General features: G+C 68.0%; 25 protein-coding genes and 1 pseudogene. 14 read left to right on the top strand and 12 right to left on the bottom strand.

Annotation, left to right across the window (positions count from 1 at the left end):
- Positions 1 to 38: 38 nt before the first annotated feature.
- Together AC1DEM_RS03050 and AC1DEM_RS03045 are read left to right on the top strand one after the other, a co-directional pair.
- A pseudogene (locus AC1DEM_RS03050) lies at positions 39 to 482 on the top strand (dioxygenase family protein); the annotation flags it as partial.
- 98 nt (positions 483 to 580) lie between these two features.
- A complete protein-coding gene (locus tag AC1DEM_RS03045) occupies positions 581 to 1,897 on the top strand; it encodes a M18 family aminopeptidase (RefSeq protein ID WP_476883051.1) in 1,317 nt (438 codons plus the stop codon).
- Positions 1,898 to 1,911: 14 nt separating this feature from the next.
- Here AC1DEM_RS03045 and AC1DEM_RS03040 read toward each other — a convergent pair whose 3' ends face one another.
- Positions 1,912 to 2,595, bottom strand: coding sequence for a DUF1345 domain-containing protein (locus AC1DEM_RS03040; protein WP_476883050.1), 684 nt, complete (start codon positions 2,593 to 2,595; stop codon positions 1,912 to 1,914).
- Positions 2,596 to 2,855: 260 nt separating this feature from the next.
- On the opposite strand from AC1DEM_RS03040, the gene rpsF reads away from it, so the two are divergent.
- The 4 genes from rpsF to rplI all read left to right on the top strand — a co-directional run bounded on the left by rpsF (position 2,856) and on the right by rplI (position 4,627).
- Positions 2,856 to 3,161 carry a 30S ribosomal protein S6 gene (gene rpsF / locus AC1DEM_RS03035; protein WP_090582123.1) on the top strand — a complete coding sequence of 102 codons (306 nt, stop codon included), beginning with the start codon at positions 2,856 to 2,858 and terminating at the stop codon, positions 3,159 to 3,161.
- Between the two features lie 55 nt (positions 3,162 to 3,216).
- Positions 3,217 to 3,792 (top strand): single-stranded DNA-binding protein, encoded by a 576-nt coding sequence (locus AC1DEM_RS03030; RefSeq protein ID WP_277524846.1) that lies wholly within the window; start codon positions 3,217 to 3,219, stop codon positions 3,790 to 3,792.
- Between the two features lie 125 nt (positions 3,793 to 3,917).
- Positions 3,918 to 4,157, top strand: a complete 240-nt coding sequence (rpsR, locus tag AC1DEM_RS03025) for a 30S ribosomal protein S18 (RefSeq protein ID WP_003800144.1) — start codon at positions 3,918 to 3,920, stop codon at positions 4,155 to 4,157.
- A 17-nt stretch (positions 4,158 to 4,174) separates the two neighbouring features.
- Complete coding sequence (gene rplI, locus AC1DEM_RS03020; protein ID WP_091560672.1) at positions 4,175 to 4,627, top strand: 50S ribosomal protein L9; 453 nt, start codon at positions 4,175 to 4,177, stop codon at positions 4,625 to 4,627.
- A 173-nt stretch (positions 4,628 to 4,800) separates the two neighbouring features.
- On the opposite strand, the gene AC1DEM_RS03015 is transcribed toward rplI, so the two are convergent.
- The gene (locus tag AC1DEM_RS03015; RefSeq protein WP_476883049.1) at positions 4,801 to 5,223 is read right to left on the bottom strand and encodes a DUF1801 domain-containing protein; all 423 of its coding nucleotides are present in this window, start codon (positions 5,221 to 5,223) and stop codon (positions 4,801 to 4,803) included.
- A 139-nt stretch (positions 5,224 to 5,362) separates the two neighbouring features.
- Between AC1DEM_RS03015 and AC1DEM_RS03010 the strand changes: the two genes are divergently transcribed.
- Positions 5,363 to 5,992 carry an FMN reductase gene (locus AC1DEM_RS03010; protein WP_476883048.1) on the top strand — a complete coding sequence of 210 codons (630 nt, stop codon included), beginning with the start codon at positions 5,363 to 5,365 and terminating at the stop codon, positions 5,990 to 5,992.
- On the opposite strand, the gene AC1DEM_RS03005 is transcribed toward AC1DEM_RS03010, so the two are convergent.
- Positions 5,912 to 6,136, bottom strand: coding sequence for a hypothetical protein (locus AC1DEM_RS03005; RefSeq protein ID WP_476883047.1), 225 nt, complete (start codon positions 6,134 to 6,136; stop codon positions 5,912 to 5,914). The genes AC1DEM_RS03010 and AC1DEM_RS03005 overlap by 81 nt on opposite strands.
- Here AC1DEM_RS03005 and AC1DEM_RS03000 point away from each other — a divergent pair.
- Positions 6,074 to 6,508 (top strand): TFIIB-type zinc ribbon-containing protein, encoded by a 435-nt coding sequence (locus tag AC1DEM_RS03000; RefSeq protein WP_476883046.1) that lies wholly within the window; start codon positions 6,074 to 6,076, stop codon positions 6,506 to 6,508. The genes AC1DEM_RS03005 and AC1DEM_RS03000 overlap by 63 nt on opposite strands.
- Positions 6,509 to 6,589: 81 nt before the next feature.
- Here the strand turns inward: AC1DEM_RS03000 and AC1DEM_RS02995 are convergent, their stop codons facing one another.
- Together AC1DEM_RS02995 and AC1DEM_RS02990 are read right to left on the bottom strand one after the other, a co-directional pair.
- Positions 6,590 to 7,162, bottom strand: coding sequence for a hypothetical protein (locus tag AC1DEM_RS02995; RefSeq protein ID WP_476883045.1), 573 nt, complete (start codon positions 7,160 to 7,162; stop codon positions 6,590 to 6,592).
- Positions 7,163 to 7,165: 3 nt separating this feature from the next.
- The gene (locus AC1DEM_RS02990) at positions 7,166 to 7,633 is read right to left on the bottom strand and encodes a hypothetical protein (RefSeq protein WP_476883044.1); all 468 of its coding nucleotides are present in this window, start codon (positions 7,631 to 7,633) and stop codon (positions 7,166 to 7,168) included.
- Between the two features lie 815 nt (positions 7,634 to 8,448).
- Between AC1DEM_RS02990 and dnaB the strand changes: the two genes are divergently transcribed.
- Positions 8,449 to 9,834 carry a replicative DNA helicase gene (dnaB, locus tag AC1DEM_RS02985; RefSeq protein ID WP_476883043.1) on the top strand — a complete coding sequence of 462 codons (1,386 nt, stop codon included), beginning with the start codon at positions 8,449 to 8,451 and terminating at the stop codon, positions 9,832 to 9,834.
- 6 nt (positions 9,835 to 9,840) lie between these two features.
- On the opposite strand, the gene AC1DEM_RS02980 is transcribed toward dnaB, so the two are convergent.
- Entirely contained in the window at positions 9,841 to 10,815 is a 975-nt protein-coding gene (locus AC1DEM_RS02980; protein ID WP_476883042.1) for an acyl-CoA thioesterase, read from the bottom strand.
- Positions 10,816 to 10,972: 157 nt separating this feature from the next.
- A complete protein-coding gene (locus AC1DEM_RS02975; RefSeq protein WP_476883041.1) occupies positions 10,973 to 11,407 on the bottom strand; it encodes a DoxX family protein in 435 nt (144 codons plus the stop codon).
- 149 nt (positions 11,408 to 11,556) lie between these two features.
- Here AC1DEM_RS02975 and AC1DEM_RS02970 point away from each other — a divergent pair, with 149 nt between their 5' ends.
- From AC1DEM_RS02970 to AC1DEM_RS02960, 3 genes are all read left to right on the top strand, one after another.
- Positions 11,557 to 12,912: an MATE family efflux transporter gene (locus AC1DEM_RS02970; protein ID WP_476883040.1), complete on the top strand. Its 1,356-nt coding sequence runs from the start codon at positions 11,557 to 11,559 to the stop codon at positions 12,910 to 12,912.
- A 79-nt stretch (positions 12,913 to 12,991) separates the two neighbouring features.
- On the top strand, positions 12,992 to 13,585 hold the full coding sequence (locus tag AC1DEM_RS02965; RefSeq protein WP_476883039.1) for a hypothetical protein: 594 nt from the start codon (positions 12,992 to 12,994) through the stop codon (positions 13,583 to 13,585).
- Positions 13,586 to 13,669: 84 nt separating this feature from the next.
- Entirely contained in the window at positions 13,670 to 14,029 is a 360-nt protein-coding gene (locus tag AC1DEM_RS02960) for a hypothetical protein (RefSeq protein WP_476883038.1), read from the top strand.
- An 86-nt stretch (positions 14,030 to 14,115) separates the two neighbouring features.
- On the opposite strand, the gene AC1DEM_RS02955 is transcribed toward AC1DEM_RS02960, so the two are convergent.
- Positions 14,116 to 14,658, bottom strand: coding sequence for a CGNR zinc finger domain-containing protein (locus tag AC1DEM_RS02955; RefSeq protein WP_476883037.1), 543 nt, complete (start codon positions 14,656 to 14,658; stop codon positions 14,116 to 14,118).
- A 215-nt stretch (positions 14,659 to 14,873) separates the two neighbouring features.
- Between AC1DEM_RS02955 and AC1DEM_RS02950 the strand changes: the two genes are divergently transcribed.
- Positions 14,874 to 15,827: an EamA family transporter gene (locus AC1DEM_RS02950; protein WP_476883237.1), complete on the top strand. Its 954-nt coding sequence runs from the start codon at positions 14,874 to 14,876 to the stop codon at positions 15,825 to 15,827.
- Between the two features lie 97 nt (positions 15,828 to 15,924).
- The gene (locus AC1DEM_RS02945; protein WP_476883036.1) at positions 15,925 to 16,197 is read left to right on the top strand and encodes a DUF2277 domain-containing protein; all 273 of its coding nucleotides are present in this window, start codon (positions 15,925 to 15,927) and stop codon (positions 16,195 to 16,197) included.
- Positions 16,198 to 16,227: 30 nt separating this feature from the next.
- Here the strand turns inward: AC1DEM_RS02945 and AC1DEM_RS02940 are convergent, their stop codons facing one another.
- The 4 genes from AC1DEM_RS02940 to AC1DEM_RS02925 form a co-directional block, all read right to left on the bottom strand.
- The gene (locus tag AC1DEM_RS02940) at positions 16,228 to 18,462 is read right to left on the bottom strand and encodes a heavy metal translocating P-type ATPase (protein ID WP_476883236.1); all 2,235 of its coding nucleotides are present in this window, start codon (positions 18,460 to 18,462) and stop codon (positions 16,228 to 16,230) included.
- 167 nt (positions 18,463 to 18,629) lie between these two features.
- Positions 18,630 to 18,860 (bottom strand): cation transporter, encoded by a 231-nt coding sequence (locus tag AC1DEM_RS02935; protein ID WP_277524670.1) that lies wholly within the window; start codon positions 18,858 to 18,860, stop codon positions 18,630 to 18,632.
- A gap of 67 nt (positions 18,861 to 18,927) precedes the next feature.
- Positions 18,928 to 19,290, bottom strand: a complete 363-nt coding sequence (locus tag AC1DEM_RS02930) for a metal-sensitive transcriptional regulator (protein WP_476883035.1) — start codon at positions 19,288 to 19,290, stop codon at positions 18,928 to 18,930.
- A 214-nt stretch (positions 19,291 to 19,504) separates the two neighbouring features.
- On the bottom strand, positions 19,505 to 20,002 hold the full coding sequence (locus AC1DEM_RS02925) for a universal stress protein (RefSeq protein ID WP_476883034.1): 498 nt from the start codon (positions 20,000 to 20,002) through the stop codon (positions 19,505 to 19,507).
- Between the last annotated feature and the right edge of the window lie 144 nt (positions 20,003 to 20,146).

Raw genomic sequence — 20,146 nt, 5'->3', positions numbered from 1 at the left:
GCCCCAGCCCCCGCACGAGCCGCACCCCAACCATGACCTGCACCCCGCTGGCGGGCGCCGCCGTCTACACCTGGCACTGTGACCGCGAGGGAAGATACTCCATGTACGATTCCGGGCTCCAGAATGAGAACTACCTGCGCGGCGTCCAGGAGGCCGACGCCAACGGGCAGGTCACGTTCAAGACCGTTTACCCCGGCGCCTACAGCGGCCGCTGGCCGCACATCCACTTCGAAGTGTTCGAGTCCATGAGCAATGCGACGGCGGCCGGCCAGATCCTGGCGGTGTCCCAGATTGCGCTGACCGAGGCGGCGTGCAAAGAGGTCTACGCGACGGCCGGCTACGAATCCAGTGCGCAGAATTTTCCCCGCACCACACTGAAATCCGACAACGTCTTCGGCGACGACGGCGGGATCTACCAGCTCGCCGCGATGAGCGGCTCGGTAACCGCGGGCTACGCCGCCGGTCTCAACGTCCCCGTCTAGCCCAGGCCCCCGTCAACCCCGGCGCCCGGCCCAACCCCGGCGCCCGGCCCAAGCCCGGCCGCCCGGGGCCCCCTGCGTGCCGGGCTAGACTCGGAGCCATGCCAACACCGAGCACTGCCGAAGAGCACATCCAGGACCTCGGCGCGTACGTCAGCGCGTCGCCGTCGAGCTTTCACGCCGTCCACGAAGCCGCGCGCCGCCTGGACGCGGCGGGCTTCACGGGCCTGGACGAACTGCACGCCTGGCCGAAGTCGCAGGCCGCCGCGGCCGGCAAGTTCTATGTGATCCGCGACGGCGCCCTCATCGCCTGGGTGGTGCCAACAGGTGCCGGACCGACCACTGGCTTCAACATCCTCGGCGCCCACACAGACTCGCCGTCCTTCAAACTCAAGCCGAAGCCCACAACAGGCAAATTCGGCTGGCTGCAGGCCGGCGTCGAGGTCTACGGCGGACCCCTCCTGAACTCCTGGCTGGACCGCGAACTCCAACTCGCCGGCCGGCTCGTCATGCGCGACGGCACACAGCACCTCACGGCCACAGGCCCGCTGCTGCGCTTCCCGCAGCTCGCCATCCACCTGGACCGAGCCGTCAATGAGGGCCTGGTCCTGGACAAACAGCAGCACATGAATCCTGTCTATGGCCAGGGCGATCCCGCAGGCGAGGACCTGCTCGGGCTCCTCGCGGACAGGGTTACCGGTGCCGCGGTGGATCCGGCGCAGATCGGCGGGTACGACGTCGTCATCGCGGACACCCAGGCCCCCGCGGTGTTCGGCGCGCGGGGCGAATTCTTCGCCTCCGGCCGGCTCGACAACCTCTCCGCGACGCACGCCGGGCTCACCGCGCTGATCGCCCACGCCGCAGCGCCGCCGGCGGACGGCGCGCCGATCGCCGTGCTGGCCGCCTTCGACCACGAGGAAATCGGGTCAGCGTCCCGCTCCGGCGCGTGCGGGCCCATCCTTGAGGACGTCCTCGTGCGGATCTCCGACGGGCTCGGCGCCTCGGCAAGCCAGCGGCGGCAGGCCTTTGCGGCGTCCTTCTGCGTCTCGGCGGACGCGGGCCATGCCGTGCACCCGAACTATCCGGAGCGGCACGATCCCGCCAACCGGCCGGTACTCAACGGCGGGCCGCTGCTGAAGATCAATGCCAACCAGCGCTACGCGACCGACGCCGCCGGGGCCGCCCTCTGGGCGCGGCTGTGCACCGACGCCGGGATTCCGTACCAGGAATTCGTCTCCAACAACGTGATGCCGTGCGGCTCGACGATCGGCCCGCTGACCGCCACCCGGCTGGGAATCCGGACGGTCGACGTCGGTGTGCCCCTGCTCTCGATGCACTCGGCGCGCGAGCTCTGCGGAGTCCAGGACCCGCACCGGCTGGCCACGGTGACGCGGACGTTTTTCCGGACGGCGGCGTAAGGTCCCGGTGCGGACTACGCGGCGACCCCGACCACGAGGTTGATGGTGGTAGCCAGGATGATTGTCCCAAAGAGGTAGGACAGCAGGCTGTGCTTGAGCGCCTCTGCCCGGATGCCATGGTTCTTCAGGGCGGTGTCCGAAACCTGGTACGTCATGCCAAGGCTTGTGGCCAGGTAGGCGAAGTCGGTGTACTGCGGCGGCCGGCTCTGGTTGAAGTCGATGCCGCCCACCGAGGAGCCCGCCTTCCGGCCCGTGCCGTAGTACAGCTCCGCATAGCGCAGCGTGAACAGCGTCTGGACCAGCGTCCAGGACAATGCCACCGAGACCACCGCGAGCAGGCCGCCCCCGATCCGGGACGCGATGTCGGTGTTGTTGTGGGAATCCACGATGACCGCTCCCGCCGCTGCCAGGCTCGCCACATTTGCGGCGAGGATGAGCAGGTCCGTGGTGCTCCGGGACGGATCTTCCGCTGTGGCGTGCAGCCGTGTGTCCGCCGGATCGAGGCGGCCGATGACCAGCCAGACCCACACGATGTAGGTCAGGGCAGTCGCGCACCAGCCGATTGTAGGAGCCTGCACCCAGTGCCCGGCCAGGCCGGCCGCCGTTGCGGCAAGCAGTCCCGCCAGCAGCATGACGGCGAAGCGAAGGCGGCTCTTTCTGGTGCGCACGGCACGTCGGTGCGCGGATCCGGTGTTCATTCCCTGATCATGGCATGCCGACGGCGGCAACTCCCCCGCAAGGGTTATCCACATGCCCCTCCGGAACTCTTCCGGGCCCGGCCACAGGGCCGTACGGTGGGGGCACGGAATCGCCGAAACCGGTGCGGATGCACTAAGCTATTGAAGTCTGTGCTGCGCCCTGCCTCCGTTCCGGCGGCCGGGCATTGCATGGCACCGCAAATGAACCTCCTGTTACGGAAATGCCGTAACCGCTTAGCCCAAAGGAGGTGGGTTCACATATGCGTCCTTACGAATTGATGGTAATCATCGACCCCGAGGTCGAAGAGCGTGCCGTTGAGCCGTCGCTTCAGAAGTTCCTGAACGTCATCACCAACGATGGTGGAACCATCGAAAAGGTTGACATCTGGGGCCGTCGTCGCCTGGCTTACGAAATCCAGAAGAAGTCCGAAGGTATCTACGCCGTGGTGAACTTCACCTCTGAGCCGGCTACCGCCAAAGAACTTGACCGCCAGCTGAGTCTCAACGAGACCATCATGCGCACCAAGATCACCCGCCCCGAAGAGCAGAAAGTTGTTGCTGAGTAATTCAGCAACCAACCTTCAATCTTCATCCCCGCAGGAACGCACAAGGAGGCAGTAGATGGCAGGCGAAACCACTATCACGGTTGTCGGTAACCTCACCAATGACCCCGAACTCAGGTTCACACCGTCCGGTTCGGCTGTAGCGAATTTCACCATCGCGTCTACTCCCCGCACCTTCGACCGGCAGTCCAATGAGTGGAAGGACGGGGAAACCCTGTTCCTCCGCGCGTCGGTCTGGCGCGAAGCAGCCGAAAACGTCGCCGAATCCCTGACCAAGGGCATGCGCGTGATTGTCTCCGGCCGCTTGAAGAGCCGTTCCTACGAAACAAAAGAAGGCGAGAAGCGCACCGTTATCGAGCTCGAGGTCGATGAAATCGGCCCGAGCCTGCGCTACGCCAATGCCAAGGTCAACCGCACCCAGCGCTCCGGCGGTCAGGGTGGACAGGGTGGCTTCGGCGGCGGCAACAGCGGCGGTGGCTTCGGTGGCGGCCAGGGTGCAAGCCAGGGCGGCAACACCGGCGGAACATGGGGCGGCAACCAGCCCGCCGCGCAGGAAGACCCGTGGGCCACGCCCGGGGTCAGCAATGCGGGCGGCGGCTGGGGCAACGGCCCGGATTCCGAACCTCCCTTCTAAACAACATCTAAGGTCCGGCGACGAAAACCGCGTGGACGCCGCAAGGCGGCCGGGTGCAGACCGCGCCGGATCACCACCATCCCGTGGATCAATATCCACGGGCTCCATCGAATAGGAGCTCCACGATGGCTAAGGCTGAACTCCGTAAGCCCAAACCAAAGTCCAACCCCTTGAAGGCCGCTGACATCACTGTCATCGACTACAAGGACGTAGCATTGCTGCGCAAGTTCATCTCCGACCGCGGAAAGATCCGCGCCCGTCGCGTCACTGGCGTCACGGTGCAGGAACAGCGCAAGATCGCCCAGGCAATCAAGAACGCCCGCGAAGTTGCTCTGCTGCCTTACTCCGGCGCTGGCCGCGGCTAAGGAAGGGATTAACTAACATGGCAAAGCTCATTCTGACCCACGAAGTAACCGGTCTCGGTGCTGCTGGCGATGTTGTCGAGGTCAAGGACGGTTACGCACGTAACTACCTGCTGCCCCGCAACTTCGCTCTGACCTGGTCCAAGGGTGGCGAGAAGCAGGTTGAGTCCATCAAGGCTGCTCGCGTTGCCCGCGAGCACGCTTCCCTGGAAGACGCTCAGAAGCAGGCCGCTGCACTCTCCGCCAAGCCGGTCAAGCTGATCGTCAAGGCTGGCGCAACCGGCCGCCTGTTCGGCACCGTCAAGCAGGGCGACGTCGCCGACGCTGTTGAGGCCGCTGGCCTGGGCCGCATCGACAAGCGCAAGGTTGAACTGCCGGCACACATCAAGTCGACCGGTTCCTACCAGGCAAACGTCCGTCTGCACGACGACGTTTCCGCTGTGATCGAACTCGACGTAGTCGCAGGCAAGTAGCCCTCACCGGCTGCAGTCCTGAACTGCTGGAAGGCCCCCGCCTCCGGATCCCTCTGAGGGACCGGAGGCGGGGGCCTTCTGCTTTTAACCACAACGCGGGGTCACTTGCGGTCCATGGTGGGCGACGTCATGGGCCGTAAGTGACCCCGCGTTGCTTTGGCGGAGGGTTCCCCCTAGCCGTGGTGCAGCTCCGTGGTGACATGCCGGTAGCCGAGCCGGATCAGTTCCGCCAGCACAGCCTCGTCGACGTCGTCGAGCTTGGTGACGTACAGGCACCCGGTGCTGAGCTTGTGCTTGCCCAGCCTGCAGAGCAGATCGGCGGCCTCCGGCCCGTTCGTGAGGCCGTAGAGCGACAGGCTGGCTTTCCTGGGGGAGAATCCGACCGCTGCCGTGTCGCCCTCCCTGCCGCTCGCGTACTTGTAGTGATAGCGGCCGAAGCCCACAATCGTCGGACCCCACATTTGCGCCGGTTCCCCTGTGATTGCGGACATCAGCGCCAGAAGCCGGAAGCCGTCCCCGCGCCGGACAGGATGCTCGACGGCCGTCAGGAACTCCTCCACCGACGCGCCGGTTGCCTGCGTCTTGTTTTCAGCCATGAGGGCAGTCTGGCAGAGCGCGGCACTCCTGTCAGGCAACGCGAGGGCCCGGGAATAAATCCATGTACCCGCCGCTTCTAGAAGTAGATGCAAACGCATGTAAAGGCGTTGCTGACCAGGATCAACTTAGGAGCACCTCGTGGAAACCCGCCGTATCACCGTTATCTCCGCCGGACTCGGCGTCCCCTCGTCGAGCCGCCTGCTGGCGGACCAGCTGGCGGCATCGGCCGAACGGCAGCTCGCCGCGGCCGGCTACGCCGTGGACATCGAGGTTGTGGAGCTGCGGGACCTCGCCGTGGACATCGCCAACAACTTCGTGACCGGCTATGCGGCTCCCCGGCTGGCCGAAGTGATCGCCGGCGTCGAGGCCTCTGACGGCCTGATCGCCGTCAGCCCCGTGTTCAGCGCCTCCTACAGCGGGCTTTTCAAGTCCTTCTTCGACGTGCTCGATCCCAAGGCGCTGGAAGGCAAGGCCGTTCTGCTCGGGGCCACCGCCGGCACGGACCGGCACCAGATGGTGCTGGACTTCGCGATGCGGCCGCTCTTCACCTACCTGCGCACCCGGATCGCCGCCACCGCGGTCTTCGCCGGACCGCAGGACTGGGGAAACAACGACGACGACGGCGGCTCGCCGCTCTCGGTTCGCGTAGACCGGGCAGCGGGGGAGTTCGTCGGCCTGCTCCGGGACTCAGGGCCGCAGCAGAAGCCGGCCGCGCTGGAATCCCTGCCGTTTGAGCAGCTCCTCGCCGGGATCAGCGGCCAGCGGTAGAGGCAGCCGGGCCTTCCGAGCCTGCAGGGCCGCCCGAACCTTTTCGGCGGCCCGCTCGTTGCACGGGACATGAAGTGTCCCGTGGATTCTATTGACCTGATGATGAGTGAACGCAGCGGTGTGGAGATCGACTACTGCCCCCAATGCCGTGGAGTGTGGTTGGACCGGGGGGAGCTGGACAAGATCATCGACCGTGCGGCGGAGTCCCTGGTCCCGGCGGCAGCCGCCCCCGCCGCCCCGCAGCCGCCGACCGCGTTCCCACCTGCGGCACACATTCCGCCGCCGCTGTACAACCTCGACCCGCGCCGGGATGAACGGCGCCCCGACGACCGCCGCTATGACGACCCTAGGTACGATGAGCGCCGCGACCGTCCCCGCCCTGAACAGTCGCGCCCTGAACAGTCGCGCACAGTACAGTCGCGCCCTGAACAGTCGGGGTATCAGCCGCCGCGTTACGATGACCGCCGCCGTCCCAAGAAGAAGGAAGGCTGGCTGGGGGACCTGTTCGACTTCTAGGCCTGCGGATTCCGGGCTTGCCGTGCGGAGCGCGCCGGGCAGGCCCCCGGGAAGTCCGAAGGGAGCCCGGGCCGCCTGTGCTCAGTCGCTGAGCAGTGCGATGAATTCCCTGGCCTGCTTCATGGAAATATCCGAGTGGCGGGTCAGGGCTGTCGCCGCCGCCTCGGTGTCGCCGCTCTTGGCCAGGGTGCGGATCCTGCCGTAGATCTCGTCGTTGAGCATGTTGCTGCTCACCTCGCGCGTGACATCACCTTTGCTGGCGATCGCGCGGTAGCGGTACGCGAACCGCTGTGGCACGTCGTCCTCGTCCGGAACGGGCTCCGGTGCCGCCTCCGGGGCGCGGAACGGCTGGGGGTGCTCCGCCAGTGCCGCGACAGCGTCGCGGGACGCCCGGAGGCCCTCGCCCGTGGCCTCGAGGTACACCTTGATGGCTGCCATCGCCTGCCCCTGCGCGATCAGGGCATACAGCTGCCGGTGCTGCTCCTGGGTGAGCCTTGCCGCCGCCGCACGCGCCAGCTCCGCCGAGTCAGGGCCCGGCTGCGGCATGGGGGCAGGCCTGGGGCGATCGCCGCGGCGGCTCCAGGCGCGGACCACCATCAGCACGCCGGCGGCCACGAGCACCAGGATCAGTACGGGAATGAGCATGGAGTCCATGTGCTACAGCCGATCTACGTAATTCTTTGCGGTCTTGAAGTCCGTGTGGGTCGACTCCCGCAGCAGCCGGGCGGCCTTCGTCTTCTGGCCGTCTCGGGCCAGTGACTGGAGTTGCAGGAGGAGTTGGGGACTCAGGTGTCCGACGGCGAGCAGGGCGTCCTCGCGGCCGTGGCGCGTCCGTGTGGGAGCGGACCCGATCCGGGCAAGCAGGGCGGAACGGGCGTTGTCGGCCTGCTGCGACTGCTGCTGGGAGTTTTGGCTGGGACGCGTGGTCGCTTCAACCCGGGCCCGGGCGGCCTCGGCAGCCTGAACCTGCGCCGCGTAGTGGGCCAGGGACTTCACCGCCAGTTCCCGCTGGTAGCGCTCGGCGTCGGAGATGCCGAAATTCCGCGGCTTCAGGGCCGTGGTCACCGCCCAGAGCACTGCCGCCAGAATCAGGGCAGGCAACATGACTAGCAGTACATCGCCCATGATTAGAGCTTATGCCAGATTGCCGTTATCCACAGCATGTTCCGCGCCTCGCATACAGTGCGCCGCGGCCGGCGTCAATTCGGCGTGGTGGCATGAGTCCGGTCACGAAATGCGCACATCGGGCGGCAAATGTGGCCTCCGGCGCCGCGGTGTATCCCCAGCCGTAAGGTGCAGGCTGTGGATGAAGCTTGGCGGAAAATGTTTTGTGTCCACAAGATGAATCCAATGTTTCCGCAGGTCAAGAACGGATTTCGGGTCCAACTTTTTTTCTATCCACAGCTCTACCCACAGACTGTGCACAAGCATCTGGCACTAGTGCACAGGTTATCCACAGGGCACAGGGTCGGCCGGGTTGGTGCCTGACCGATCGGCGGATAACGTAGCAGGATATCGGGCCTGGGAAGCGGAAAACCTGCGGTCGCCAGGTGGTGCCAACCAGGCCCCGCCCCCGGACCGCGGTGGCACACGGCCGCACCAGCGCTGTGGATAACGGCAGGCCGGTCCGGCGCTGACTGTCGGAGCTCACTGATAAGAATTGGGCTGCCGGCATGTGCCAGGTTTTGGCGCTGGCAAGCAAAGTAGTTGGGCAGCACAGTAGTTGGTCAGCACAGCAGTTGGGCAGCAACGTAGTTGCTTGGGCGGCGTGGCCGGTGGGCACTGCGGCCGGGCACACCGGCAGTTGAGCATCAAGGCACTGGGCACGCAGGCGTCGCGCACTAAGGCGCTGGTATCAAAGGCACAGCGCATCAACGCACTGGGCACACGCGCCGCGGCGAACAGACATCCGCCACGGCACACAATGAAGGACGGCAGTTTTGTCAGTTACGCATCTGGACTCGGTCGAGGGTACGCGGGGAGGCGAGGGCAGCCGCAAGCCCCCGCAGGACATCCCCGCGGAGCAGTCAGTCCTGGGCGGCATGATGCTGTCCAAGGACGCCATCGCCGACGTCGTCGAGATCCTGCGTGGCCAGGACTTCTACCGTCCGGCGCACGAGACCATCTACGAGGCCATCATCGACCTCTATGGCCGGGGCGAACCAGCTGACGCCGTGACGGTCTCGGACGAACTGACCAAACGCGGCGAGATCAACAGGATCGGCGGACCCGCCTACCTGCACGAACTCATCCAGACCGTCCCCACAGCCGCCAACGCCGGGTACTACGCCGAAATCGTGGGCGAACGCGCGGTCCTGCGCCGCCTGGTCAACGCAGGCACCAAGATTGTCCAGCTCGGCTACGGGCAGGACGGCGAGGTCGAAGACCTTGTCAACCAGGCCCAGGCCGAGGTCTACGCCGTCGCCGAACGCCGGACCGCCGAGGACTATGTGGTCCTCAAGGACGTCATGGAATCCACCGTTGACGAGATCGAGGCCTCGGGCCACCGCGGCGAGGGAATGACGGGCGTGCCCACGGGCTTTTACGAGCTCGACGAGCTGACCCACGGCCTGCACCCGGGCCAGATGATCGTCATCGCCGCCCGCCCCGCCGTCGGCAAGTCCACGTTCGCGCTGGACTTCGCCCGCTCGGCCGCCATCAAGAACAACCTCGCGACCGTCATGTTTTCCCTCGAAATGGGCCGCAACGAGATCGCCATGCGCCTGCTGTCCGCCGAGGCCACCATCGGTCTTCAGGACCTCCGCAAGGGCACCATCAAGGACGAGCAGTGGTCCAAGATCGCCACCACGATGGGCCGCATGAACGATGCCCCGCTGTTCATCGATGACAGCCCCAACATGTCGCTGATGGAAATCCGGGCCAAATGCCGGCGCCTGAAGCAGCAGCATGACCTCAAGCTGGTGATTCTGGACTACCTGCAGCTCATGAGCTCGGGTAAAAAGGTGGAATCCCGCCAGCAGGAAGTCTCCGAGTTCTCCCGCGCCCTGAAGCTCCTGGCCAAGGAACTCCAGGTGCCCGTGATCGCACTGTCGCAGCTGAACCGTGGCTCCGAGCAGCGCCAGGACAAACGCCCCATGGTCTCTGACCTGCGCGAGTCCGGCTCGATCGAGCAGGACGCCGACATGGTGATCCTGCTTCACCGCGAAGACGTCTATGACAAGGAGTCCCCGCGCGCCGGCGAGGCGGACATCCTGATCGCCAAGCACCGTAACGGCCCCACAAAGGACATTGTGGTGGCCTTCCAGGGCCACTACTCGCGGTTTGCCAACATGGCGGCCGACGCCGGCGGTGGCGGCGGCTTCTAGCCGGACCTAGCCCTTGCCCGCCCCGAGCAGGTGGTTGGGCAGCCGATTCCCCGGCGCCCGCCCGCGGATTTCCAGCAGTTCGCGGGCGTGGGTGTGGAGCCGGACGTCTTCTTCGGACACCGGCACCCACTGCGGAATCGGGACCGAGGTGCCGGTCTCGTCGCGGGCGACCATGACCGTCAGACAGTACGTCGTGAGGTTCAGCTCGCGCCCCTTCGGGTCCCCGGACCGGACATGGACGGCGATGTGCATGCCCTTGGTCCCGGTGTAGACCAGCCGGGCCTCCACCTCCACGACGTGGCCGATCAGCAGCGGCCGGTAGAACCGCACGCCGCCGGAGAACACAGCCACGGTGTCCTTCCCGCAGTAGCGGGAGGCGCAGACGTAGGCCGCCTCGTCGATCCACTTCATGACGATGCCGCCGTGGACCTTGCCGCCCCAGTTCACGTCCGTTGGTGCCGCCATGAACCGCAGCACCACGCGCTCTGCCGAGCCGGCGTCGGTATATTCCTGTCCGCTCATGGCCTGGACGATGTCCTCGCGGACCTTGATCCGGGCCAGCGCGTCGTCCCTCTGTTCGATTTCTTCCGGTGTCACCGGTTCAAACTGCGGCACCGGGATGGGCTTGCCGTCCGCGCCCACGGCCACAAAGATCACGATGCACTGGCTGCGCATGGTGGCCGGTCCGCCCTTGGGGTCGCCCGAGGACACCACGGTGCGGATATGCATCGAGGACCGCCCGGTGTACACGATCGTGGCCTCGACCTCCACCATGTCGCCGCTGTTGACCGGGTCCGCGAAGTGGATGTTCCCCACGTAGGCCGTCACACAATAGGACTTTGCCCAGCCGACGGCGGCGGCGTAGGCCGCCTTGTCCACCCACTCGAGCACGGTGCCGGCGTCGACTGAGCCGCTGTGGCCGACGTCGGTGGGGGCGGCCAGGAAGCGCAGGGTCACGGAATTGGGCGCGTTCTCGCTCATGCTGCGAGTTTACTGAAAGGCCCGGCTGGCGCCGCGGGCCGGCGACACAATCGCTGTCCGGGACGCCATAACCCGCAGTCACGCGACGGCGGGCGGCCACCAGGAGGTGACCGCCCGCCGTCGTGCGCTATGGGCTTGGGGCTATGCCGTGAATGCCTTAGGCCAGGACCCGGAGCTTCGAGTCGGTGCGGCCGAACAGCGCCTTGTCCACGGAGACTTTGCCCGCGCCGACCAAGGCCACGGCCAGGGCGGCGGCAGCGAGGATCAGGACGAGCTCGTAACCGCCGGTAGCGGCAAACACTCCAGCGGAGGCGTGGACCAGGAACAGGGCACCGAGCATGTCCACGGCGAGGAGGGCGGCGAACACGCGGGTCAGGACGCCCAGGATCAGGGCGATACCGCCGACCAGTTCCAGGGTCGCGATCACCGGGGCAGCAACTTGCGCCGCCGGGACGCCCATCTGGGTGAAGGCAGCCTGGGTGCCGGGGATGGTGAACTCGGAGAACTTCTGCCAGCCGTGGGCGGCAAACAGGAATCCCGCGATGACGCGCAAGACGGTTCGGGCGGAGGTGGTCAGGGCGGGCTGGTTCATGGGAAATACCGTTTCGTAGATAGGAGGCGTCGCGGCTGGTTGCGGCCGCGACTTCGGTTGCGTTCACTATCAAGTCTTCCCGACTTTTAGTTGAAATGTCAACTAAAAGTCGTGCGGTGTCGATTCGTCGGCCCGGCTAGGGTTAAGCCGTGCATCCCTCCCCGCCGCTGTCCACCACCCTGCCGCCGTCTACAGGGCACCGGCGGGAGATCCTGCGCCTGGCAGTGCCGGCCTTTGGCGCGCTGATTGCTGAGCCGCTGTTCCTGCTCGCGGATTCGGCGATCGTGGGCCATCTCGGCGTGGCCGAGCTGGCCGGCGTCGGGCTGGCCTCGGCGGTCCTTCACACCGCAGTCGGGCTCATGGTGTTCCTCGCATACTCCACGACGCCGGCCGTGGCGCGGGCCGTCGGCAACGGCCAACTGGCGAAGGCCCTCGCCGCAGGACGCGACGGCGTCTGGCTGGCGCTCCTGCTGGGACTCGTCCTGGCTGCCGCCGGGTTCCTGGCCGCCGGGCCGCTGCTGGAACTGATGGGCGCCCGCGGCGAGGTGCATGGGTTTGCCGTGGACTACCTGCGCGGGTCCATGCCAGGCCTCGTGGCGATGCTCCTGATCTTCGCGGGCACCGGGGTGCTGCGCGGCCTCCAGGACACGCGGACGCCGCTGATTGTCGCCGCCGCGGGTTTCACGCTGAACATCGCGCTGAACCTGGTCCTCGTCTACGGGCTGGGCTGGTCCGTGACCGGCTCGGCCGTCGGCACGAGCATCGCGCAGTGGGCCATGGCGGCCGTCTATGTGCTGATTGTCCGGCGCAACGCCCGCAACAACGGGGTTCCCCTGCGGCCGGACTGGCGCGGCATCCGGGCACTGACCAGGGTGGGCTCCTGGCTGATGCTGCGCACGCTCAGCCTCCGCATCGCGATTCTCGCCACGGTGGTGGTGGCCACCGCCCAGGGGCCCGTCAACCTCGCCGCCCACCAGCTGGCCATGACCATCTTCACGTTCTTCGCCTTCGCGCTGGACGCCCTTGCGATCGCCGCCCAGGCCCTGATCGGCAAGGAACTCGGCGCGGCCCGGCCGGTGGCGGCCCGCGCGCTGACGCGCACCATGACGCGGTGGGGGCTCGGCTTCGGCGTCCTGACCGGGATCGTCCTGGCTGCGGCGGCCCCGTGGGCGGGCGCCCTCTTCACGTCCGACGCCGATGTCCGGGGGGCGCTGACGCTCGCCCTTTGGGTGCTCGCCGCCGGGCAGCCGCTGGCCGGCTACGTCTTCGTCCTCGACGGCGTCCTGATCGGCGCGGGCGACGCCCGCTACCTGGCGATCGCCGGCGTCGTCAATCTCGCGGCCTACCTGCCGCTGCTGCTGGCCGTGGGGTACTCCGGCGCCAGTGCCGGCGCGGGACTGCTCTGGCTGTGGGCCGCCTTCTCCCTGGGCTACATGGCGGCGCGCGCGCTGACGCTGGGCCTCCGGGCCCGGACGGAGAAGTGGATGGTCCTCGGCGTGCGCTAAGTGCGTTGAGCCGGAACCCCCGGGCGCGCACTGCGCCGAACCGGCGCGCGCAGTGGCGGCTTCGCACTAAACTGGACGGGTGACTCTTCCCGCAGCGCCTGACGCGACCCCTGCCATCCGCGCCGCGGCCGACCTCTGGAAGCCCGTGCTGGTCAGGGCGGCCGTTGCGCTCGTGTTTGGTGCGGTAACAGTGTTCTGGGCCGCGCCGTCCGAGGCCGGCATGGGCTGGGCCGGCGGCCTCTACCTGCTGGCCACCGGTGTGGTGATGCTCTGGACCGTGCCCAAGACCGGATTCCGCCCCCGCGAAGGCGTCGGCAAGTTCCTCTCCGCCGGCGGAGCAGCCCTGTCCGGGGCCGGCGCTGCCGCGGCACTGATCCCCGCCCCACTCGTTTTCGGCACGATCGCGGCCTTGGGCCTAGGCGTTGCCGGCGCCGCAGAGCTCTTCGCGGGCCTTTCCGCCCGCGGCCGGTCCGTGCTGGCCCGCGACTGGATCGCCTCCGGCGTGATCGGGCTGGGCACTGCAATCGCTCTGCCGTTCTTCATCGGCCTCGGCCCGCACGCACTCCTCGGTGTTGCGGGCGGCGGGGCCATCATCAGCGGCGTTTTGTGGATGCTGTCCGGCCTGACCCTGCGGCATGATGCTCCGGGTGATTCCGCGGAGGCCGTAAACTAGTACGGACAGGTTCTACCCGGCGTAGAACAATTGCGGTAACAAGACAGCCACGCTTCCCCGCGCGGGCTGCAGGAGGAAAGCACCTTGGCACAGCAGAAACCCGGAGCGTCCCGCAGCCTGCGGACATCGGTCAAGGGACCGCTCATGTTCTCCGCGTTCTGGGCCGTGGTGGTGTTCTTCGGCGTCCTGATCTTCGCCTCGGGCGGCAGCGCCCGCTCACCCCGGTTCGACCTCGCGCTCATCGGCGCCGGGATCGCCTTCATTGTGATCCTGGTGGTGGCCGCCATGCTCGCGATGAGCCACAAGGACAACCCCGAGGACCTGGGCAAGGGCTCCGGCGTCAACCTCAGTTCCAAGCGCCCGTCCTCCGGCCACGGCCCTTCGGCGCGGCCCCGCCCCGAGGCCGGCCCCGGCGATTCCCGTGACGGCGGCCCGCAGGCCTGACGGCCCAGGCCTAACGCCGCAGGCCTGACGGCCAGCCCTAACGCCGCAGGCCTAGCAACGAGGGCCGCAGTAGGCGGCCGTGGCCGTCACGATGCGGCTTTCCGCGCCCGGTATGCGGCCACGTGTGCACGGTTGGCACAGTTGCCCGTGTCGCAGTAGCGCTTCGAGCGGTTGCGGCTCAGATCCAGCACGACGGCGTCGCAGTCATCCGCGGCGCACACCAGCAGGCGGTCCATTTCCTTGCTCCGGATCACGTCAACGATCGCCATGGCCGCCTCCGTGCTCATCCGATCGGCCAGCGGCGCCTCAGGGGTGGTGGCGTGCAGGTGCCAGTCCCAGGGATCATGCTTGACCAGCTGGGGGAGTGCCCGAGCCTCACGGAGCAGCCGGTTTACGGTCTCCGCGGCAGTGGCCTCCTCCGCCAGCCAGAGCTCGGCGAGCTCCCTGCGCAGGCGCCGCACGCTGGCTAGCTCGGACTCGTCGCGGGTCCGGGAGCCGGTGAAGCCCTCGGACTCCAGGAAGTCATCCAGATCCTTGGCCGTGGCCAAGTGTTCCTCACCGTTGGCGGCGGTGTTGATGAGGTTGACCACAGAACGCAGGGCAACTTCCGTGTCAGGGGCAAAAACCATCTTGACTCCTTACCTCGTCCGGGCGTAATGTCATGACCATAACCCTACTTTACTCCTGACAGGAGATTGCCGTGTCTGCCCCCCAACGCCCCGTCGCCGCTCCGGTCCGAGACCTCGCTGCCCTGCGGCCTGCCTCCGAACCGGCCAGCGCCACGCGGGGCGCGGGGCCGGGTGCCGAGCGGGGGGCCAAGCGGGCCGGCGCGGCGTCGGGCTTCATGGCCTCGGGTCTGGGGGTCGCCCTGTTTTCGTCCGCGGTATTCGGGCTTTCCGGATCTTTCGCCAAGGCGCTCCTGGAAACGGGCTGGACCCCCGGCGCCGCCGTTACAGCCCGGCTCACGGGCGCGGCCCTGATTCTGGCCATCCCCGCCCTCGCGGCGCTGCGCGGGCGGTGGCACCAGCTCCGTGACAACTGGGTGACCGTCGTGCTGTTCGGATTCATCGGCGTCGCCGCCTGCCAGCTGTTCTACTTCAACGCCGTGTCCCGGCTTTCGGTCGGCGTCGCCCTGCTGCTGGAGTACCTCGCGCCGGTCCTGATCGTGCTCTGGCTGTGGGCGGCCAGCCGGAAACGGCCGCGGCCGCTGACCATTGCCGGCACGCTCCTGTCCCTCGGCGGACTGGTCCTGGTCCTGGACCTCACCGGCGCTGTGAAAGTCGACCCTATCGGCGTGCTGTGGGGCATCGCCGCCGCCGTCTGCCTCGCCATCTACTTCTTCATCACCGCCAAGGAAAACGACACCCTCCCGCCGATCGTCCTGGCTTCCGGCGGGCTCATGGTGGGCGCCATCGTCATGTGGCTGACCGCGGCAACCGGGCTGCTGCCGATGGCCTTCAGCACTGCCGACACCCGCCTGGGACCCTGGATCACCCCGTGGTGGGTGGCCCTCGGCGGCCTCGTGGTCCTGGCCACGGTGGTGGCGTACGTGTCCGGCATTGTCGCCGCGCGGGCGCTCGGCTCGAAGGTCGCCTCCTTTGTCTCGCTCACCGAGGTGCTGTTCGCCGTCATCTGGGCGTGGCTGCTGCTCGGCGAACTGCCCGGACCCATCCAGCTCCTGGGCGGGCTGCTGATTGTCGGGGGCGTGGTGTTGGTCCGGCTGGACGAGCTCCGGGCCCCGGCCGGCACCGGTGCGGCAGCGCTGGACCACGCGAACGACTGCGAGCCCGTGCCGTAAGCCACGCGCGTTGGCACCCGGCGGGCCTGCCTGCCCGGTGCCAGCATTCTCGCCTCGGGCCCTCGTTCCCTGGGCAGAAGGCACCTAGCATGGAGATATGTGCCGAAACATCCGGACCCTCCACAATTTTGAGCCCCACGCCACCACCGCCGAGGTGGAGGCCGCGGCGCTGCAATACGTGCGCAAGATCAGTGGCAGCACCAAGCCGTCCAAGGCCAACGAAGAGGCCTTCAACCGGGCCGTGCACGAGATTGCCCACGCGACGCAGCACCTGCTCGACGCCCTGGTGACCCATGCCCCGGCCAAGGACCGCGGGGAGGAAGCCGCCAAGGCCAAAGCCCGGGCTGCCGTCCGCTATGGCGCGGCCTGAGCCAGGGGCGCCGCCCGGGCGAGGGCGGCCTTAGCTGCCGAAGCTGCGCAGCCGCAGCGAGTTGGCCACCACCAGCACCGAGCTGGCGGCCATCGCGGCGCCGGCGATCATCGGGTTGAGCAGGCCCAGTGCTGCCACCGGGATGCCCACGGCGTTGTAGAAGAAGGCCCAGAAAAGGTTCGTCTTGATGGTGCCGAGCGTCCGGCGGGAGAGCTCGATCGCCTGCGCCACCTGCCCGAGGTCGTTGCCCATCACCGTCAGATCCGCGGCCTCGATGGCGACGTCGGTGCCGGAGCCCATCGCGATGCCCAGGTCCGCCTGCGCCAGCGCCGCGGCGTCGTTGACCCCGTCCCCGGCCATCGCCACAGTGGCGCCCGCCGCCTGCAGCTTCCGCACGGCCTGGACCTTGCCCTCGGGGAGCACACCCGCGAAGACGTCGTCCGGGCTGATCCCGACGGCGGCCGCCACCTGCGCGGCCACGGCGGCGTTGTCGCCGGTCAGCAGGATCGGCCGGAGCCCCAGTTCCCGGAGCCGGGTGACCGCGGCGGCGGAGCCGGGCTTGACGGTGTCCCGCAGGCGGATGATGCCGGCGGTCTCGCCGTCAACAGCAACCCAGATGGCCGTGGTGCCCGAGTCCTCGGCAGCGCCCAGCACCTCCCGCTGGGCCGGGGACGGGGCGATGCCGAGCTCCAGCAGCCAGCCGGTGCGCCCGGCGGTGACCAGCCGGCCGTCCACGGTGCCCTGGACGCCCCCGCCGGGCGCGGAACGGAAGCCGGCCACGGCGGGGTGGCCGGCGCCGTCGTCGTTCAAGCAATCTGCGGCCGATGCTGCAGTGGCGATGGCCCGGGCGATCGGGTGCTCGGAGGCGTATTCCACGGCCCCTGCGAGGCGCAGGACCTCGGCTGCACTGTGCGGTCCAAAGCCCTGGATGCTGTCTACGGCAAGCCGGCCGGTGGTGACGGTCCCGGTCTTGTCCAGCAGGATCGTGTCCACCCTCCGGGTGTCCTCGAGGATCTGCGGCCCCTTGATGAGGATGCCGAGCTGGGCGCCGCGGCCGGTTCCGGTGAGCAGCCCCACCGGCGTGGCCAGCCCCAGGGCGCAGGGGCAGGCGATGACCAGAACGGCGACGGAGGCCGTGAAGGCTGCCCGGACCTCGTCGGGGCCGGGGGCCGGCCCGGCCGCCATCAGCCAGGCCCCGAAGGTGAGGGCGGCGATGGCCAGGACGACCGGTACGAAGACGGCGCTGATGCGGTCTGCGAGCCGGGCGATGGGGGCTTTCCCGGTCTGCGCCGCGGAGACGAGGCGGCCCATCTGGGCCAGCGTGGTTTCAGATCCGACCCGGGTGGCGCGGACCAGGAGCCGGCCGGAGGTGTTGATGGTGGCTCCGGTGACCTGGCTGTCCGGGCCAACTTCCACCGGCACGGATTCGCCGGTCACGAGGGAGGCGTCCACGGCCGAGGCGCCGTCGAGGACCACGCCGTCGGTGGCGATCTTCTCGCCGGGGCGGACCACCATCACGTCGCCGGCGGCCAGCTGGTCGGCCGGGATCCTGTGCTCGGTGCCGCCGCGCAGGACGGTCGCGTCCTTTGCCCCGAGGTCCAGCAGGGCCCTCAGGGCGTCGCCTGCCTTCCGTTTGGCGTTGGCCTCGAGGTAGCGGCCGAGCAGCAGGAACGTGGTGACTACTGATGCGACCTCGAAATACAGGGCGCTGGAGCCCATCCCCTCCGCTGCCGGGTGTGCGGTCATGCCCGGATCGGCAAGGAGCTCGCCGGCCGAGAACGCGTAGGCAGCAATCACGCCGATTGACACCAGGGTGTCCATGGTCGAGGCCAGGTGCCGGGCGTTGGCGGCCGCGGCGCGGTGAAACGGCCACGCCGCCCACGTGACCACCGGCAGGGCCAGGACGGCGGCCGCCCAGCCCCAGTTCGGGAACTGCAACGCCGGGATCATCGAGATCGCGAAGACCGGGACGGTGAGTGCGGCCGCCACGGCGAGCCGCGGGCGGAGCGAGGGCGCGGCTGAGCCGGCCGGAGTCGCGGTGCTGGCCGGGGGTCCCGTGGGCTCACGCGGGGTGTCCGGGTACCGGGGGGTCCGGACCGTGGCCTTGTAGCCGGCGGCCGCGATCGTGGCGGTGATTTGGTTGTCGGTAATGTCCGCCGGGACGCTGACGCGGGCCGACTCGAGTGGCAGGTTGACGCTGGCCTCGACGCCGTCGAGCTTTCCGAGCTTGCGCTCGACGCGGTTGACGCAGGAGGCGCAGGTCATGCCCTCGATATCAAGGTCAATGACCCGGCTTCCGGCCCGGTCCAACAACTGATCGCTGCTCACTGTGTCTTTTCCCTGTCGCTTCGTTTTGTGCCGTCCGACGGCGGCGGGCTTGCTGGCCGGCGGCCCCGCTGGCCGGCGGCTGCGCCCGCCGGCGCGAAGGCCACTCAGGCTTCGCTGGCGACCACGAGGTAGCCGGCCTCGGCGACTGCCTCGCCGATCTCGGAGGAGGAGAGTGTTTCGCTGGAGGTGATCGTGACGGCGGAGATGCCGCCGGCCTTGAGATCGACGTCGACCTTTTCGACTCCGGAGAGCGCCTCAAGTTCCTCACTGACGGAGGACACGCAGTGGCCGCAGGTCATGCCGGATACGTTGACGGTGGTGGAAACGGTGGCCATGGCGTGCTCCTTGTCGCTGGGCAGGTGCTGGTTCCCCGGCCCGGTGGTGTGATGGGTGGTGCAGGTCCTAGCGCAGGAGGCGTCCGATGGCATCGGTGGCTTCCTTGACTTTGAAATCGATGGCCTCGGCCCGAAGCTCGGGATCCGGTTCGGCGGCGGCGCCGACTACGCAGTGGCCGATGTGCTCTTCGACGAGGCCCAGGCTCACGGCATGCAGGGCCTTGGTGACGGCGGCGACCTGGGTGAGGATGTCGATGCAGTACTTGTCCTCGTCAACCATCCGGGCGATGCCGCGGACCTGCCCTTCGATCCGTTTGAGTCGGCGGAGGTAGGCATCCTTGTTGGCCGTGTAGCCGTGCTGCTCGTGGGGTGATAGGCCGAGGGGCTCCGCGTCCAGGCGCGCCGTGCCGGGGAGTTCTGTCTCGCTCATGTCCCCAACTTATACCCCCTAGGGGTATGTTTCAAGCCTCCGTGCGGGCCGGTGCCTCATCTGGGCCGTGGGGCAAATTAAAGAGCTCCGGAGTGCGTTATTGGGGGATACGCACTCCGGAGCAGCTTTGGGGTAGACGGTTCTTCCCGCCTACACATCGAGCTTACTCGGCGGACGTGGGATAACACCAGAACCCCGAATAAGTACTTTCGCTTTATTTTCTACCGGCCGGAGCGGCCGCCGGGACAATCAGGATCGGACGGTCCTGATGGTGGCTCAACCACGCCGCCACAGAGCCGTTGAGCGCCGCGGAAATGCGGTGGCCGATGCCGCGCTCGGGGGTCCCCACCACGATCATGCACGCGTTGGCGTCCGCGGCCAGCCTGCCGATAGCCCTGGCGGGGTCTCCGGCCAGGGTGCGCAGCGTCCAGTCGATCCCCAGACTGGCGCAGCGTGCCTCAATGACGGAACGCAACTCCTGGGTGGTCTCCCGGATCCGGGCGTCGTCCGCGTCCGGGCGCAGCGACAGGCGGTGCGCGGACCGCACAGGATCCCACTCCACGAGGTAGCTTGCCTCATCCACGTAGGCGCAGATCACTGGCGCGGCGAGGGTCTTCGCAAGAGATGCCGCCGTCTGCAGCACTTCGGGATGCTGCCCCGGGACCACGCCCACCACGAGGGGCGCCGTGCCGTTGGCGGGGTTGTCGGACATACTTCATTCTGGCTCCGGGGTGCCGCCCTGAACAGGGGCATACTCCCCGTTCCCGCAGCTCGGGGCGCTTCTGGCGCCGTTTGCCCCGGAGTCCCTTGAACAGCCCGGGGCCGGGGCCTACGGTTGAAGGACACAGGAGGAGGT

The sequence above is a fragment of the Arthrobacter sp. 05T420 genome, from assembly GCF_056396305.1.
The sequence above is the reverse complement of the archived record's forward strand: the minus strand, read 5'-3'. Positions and strand labels throughout refer to the sequence as shown.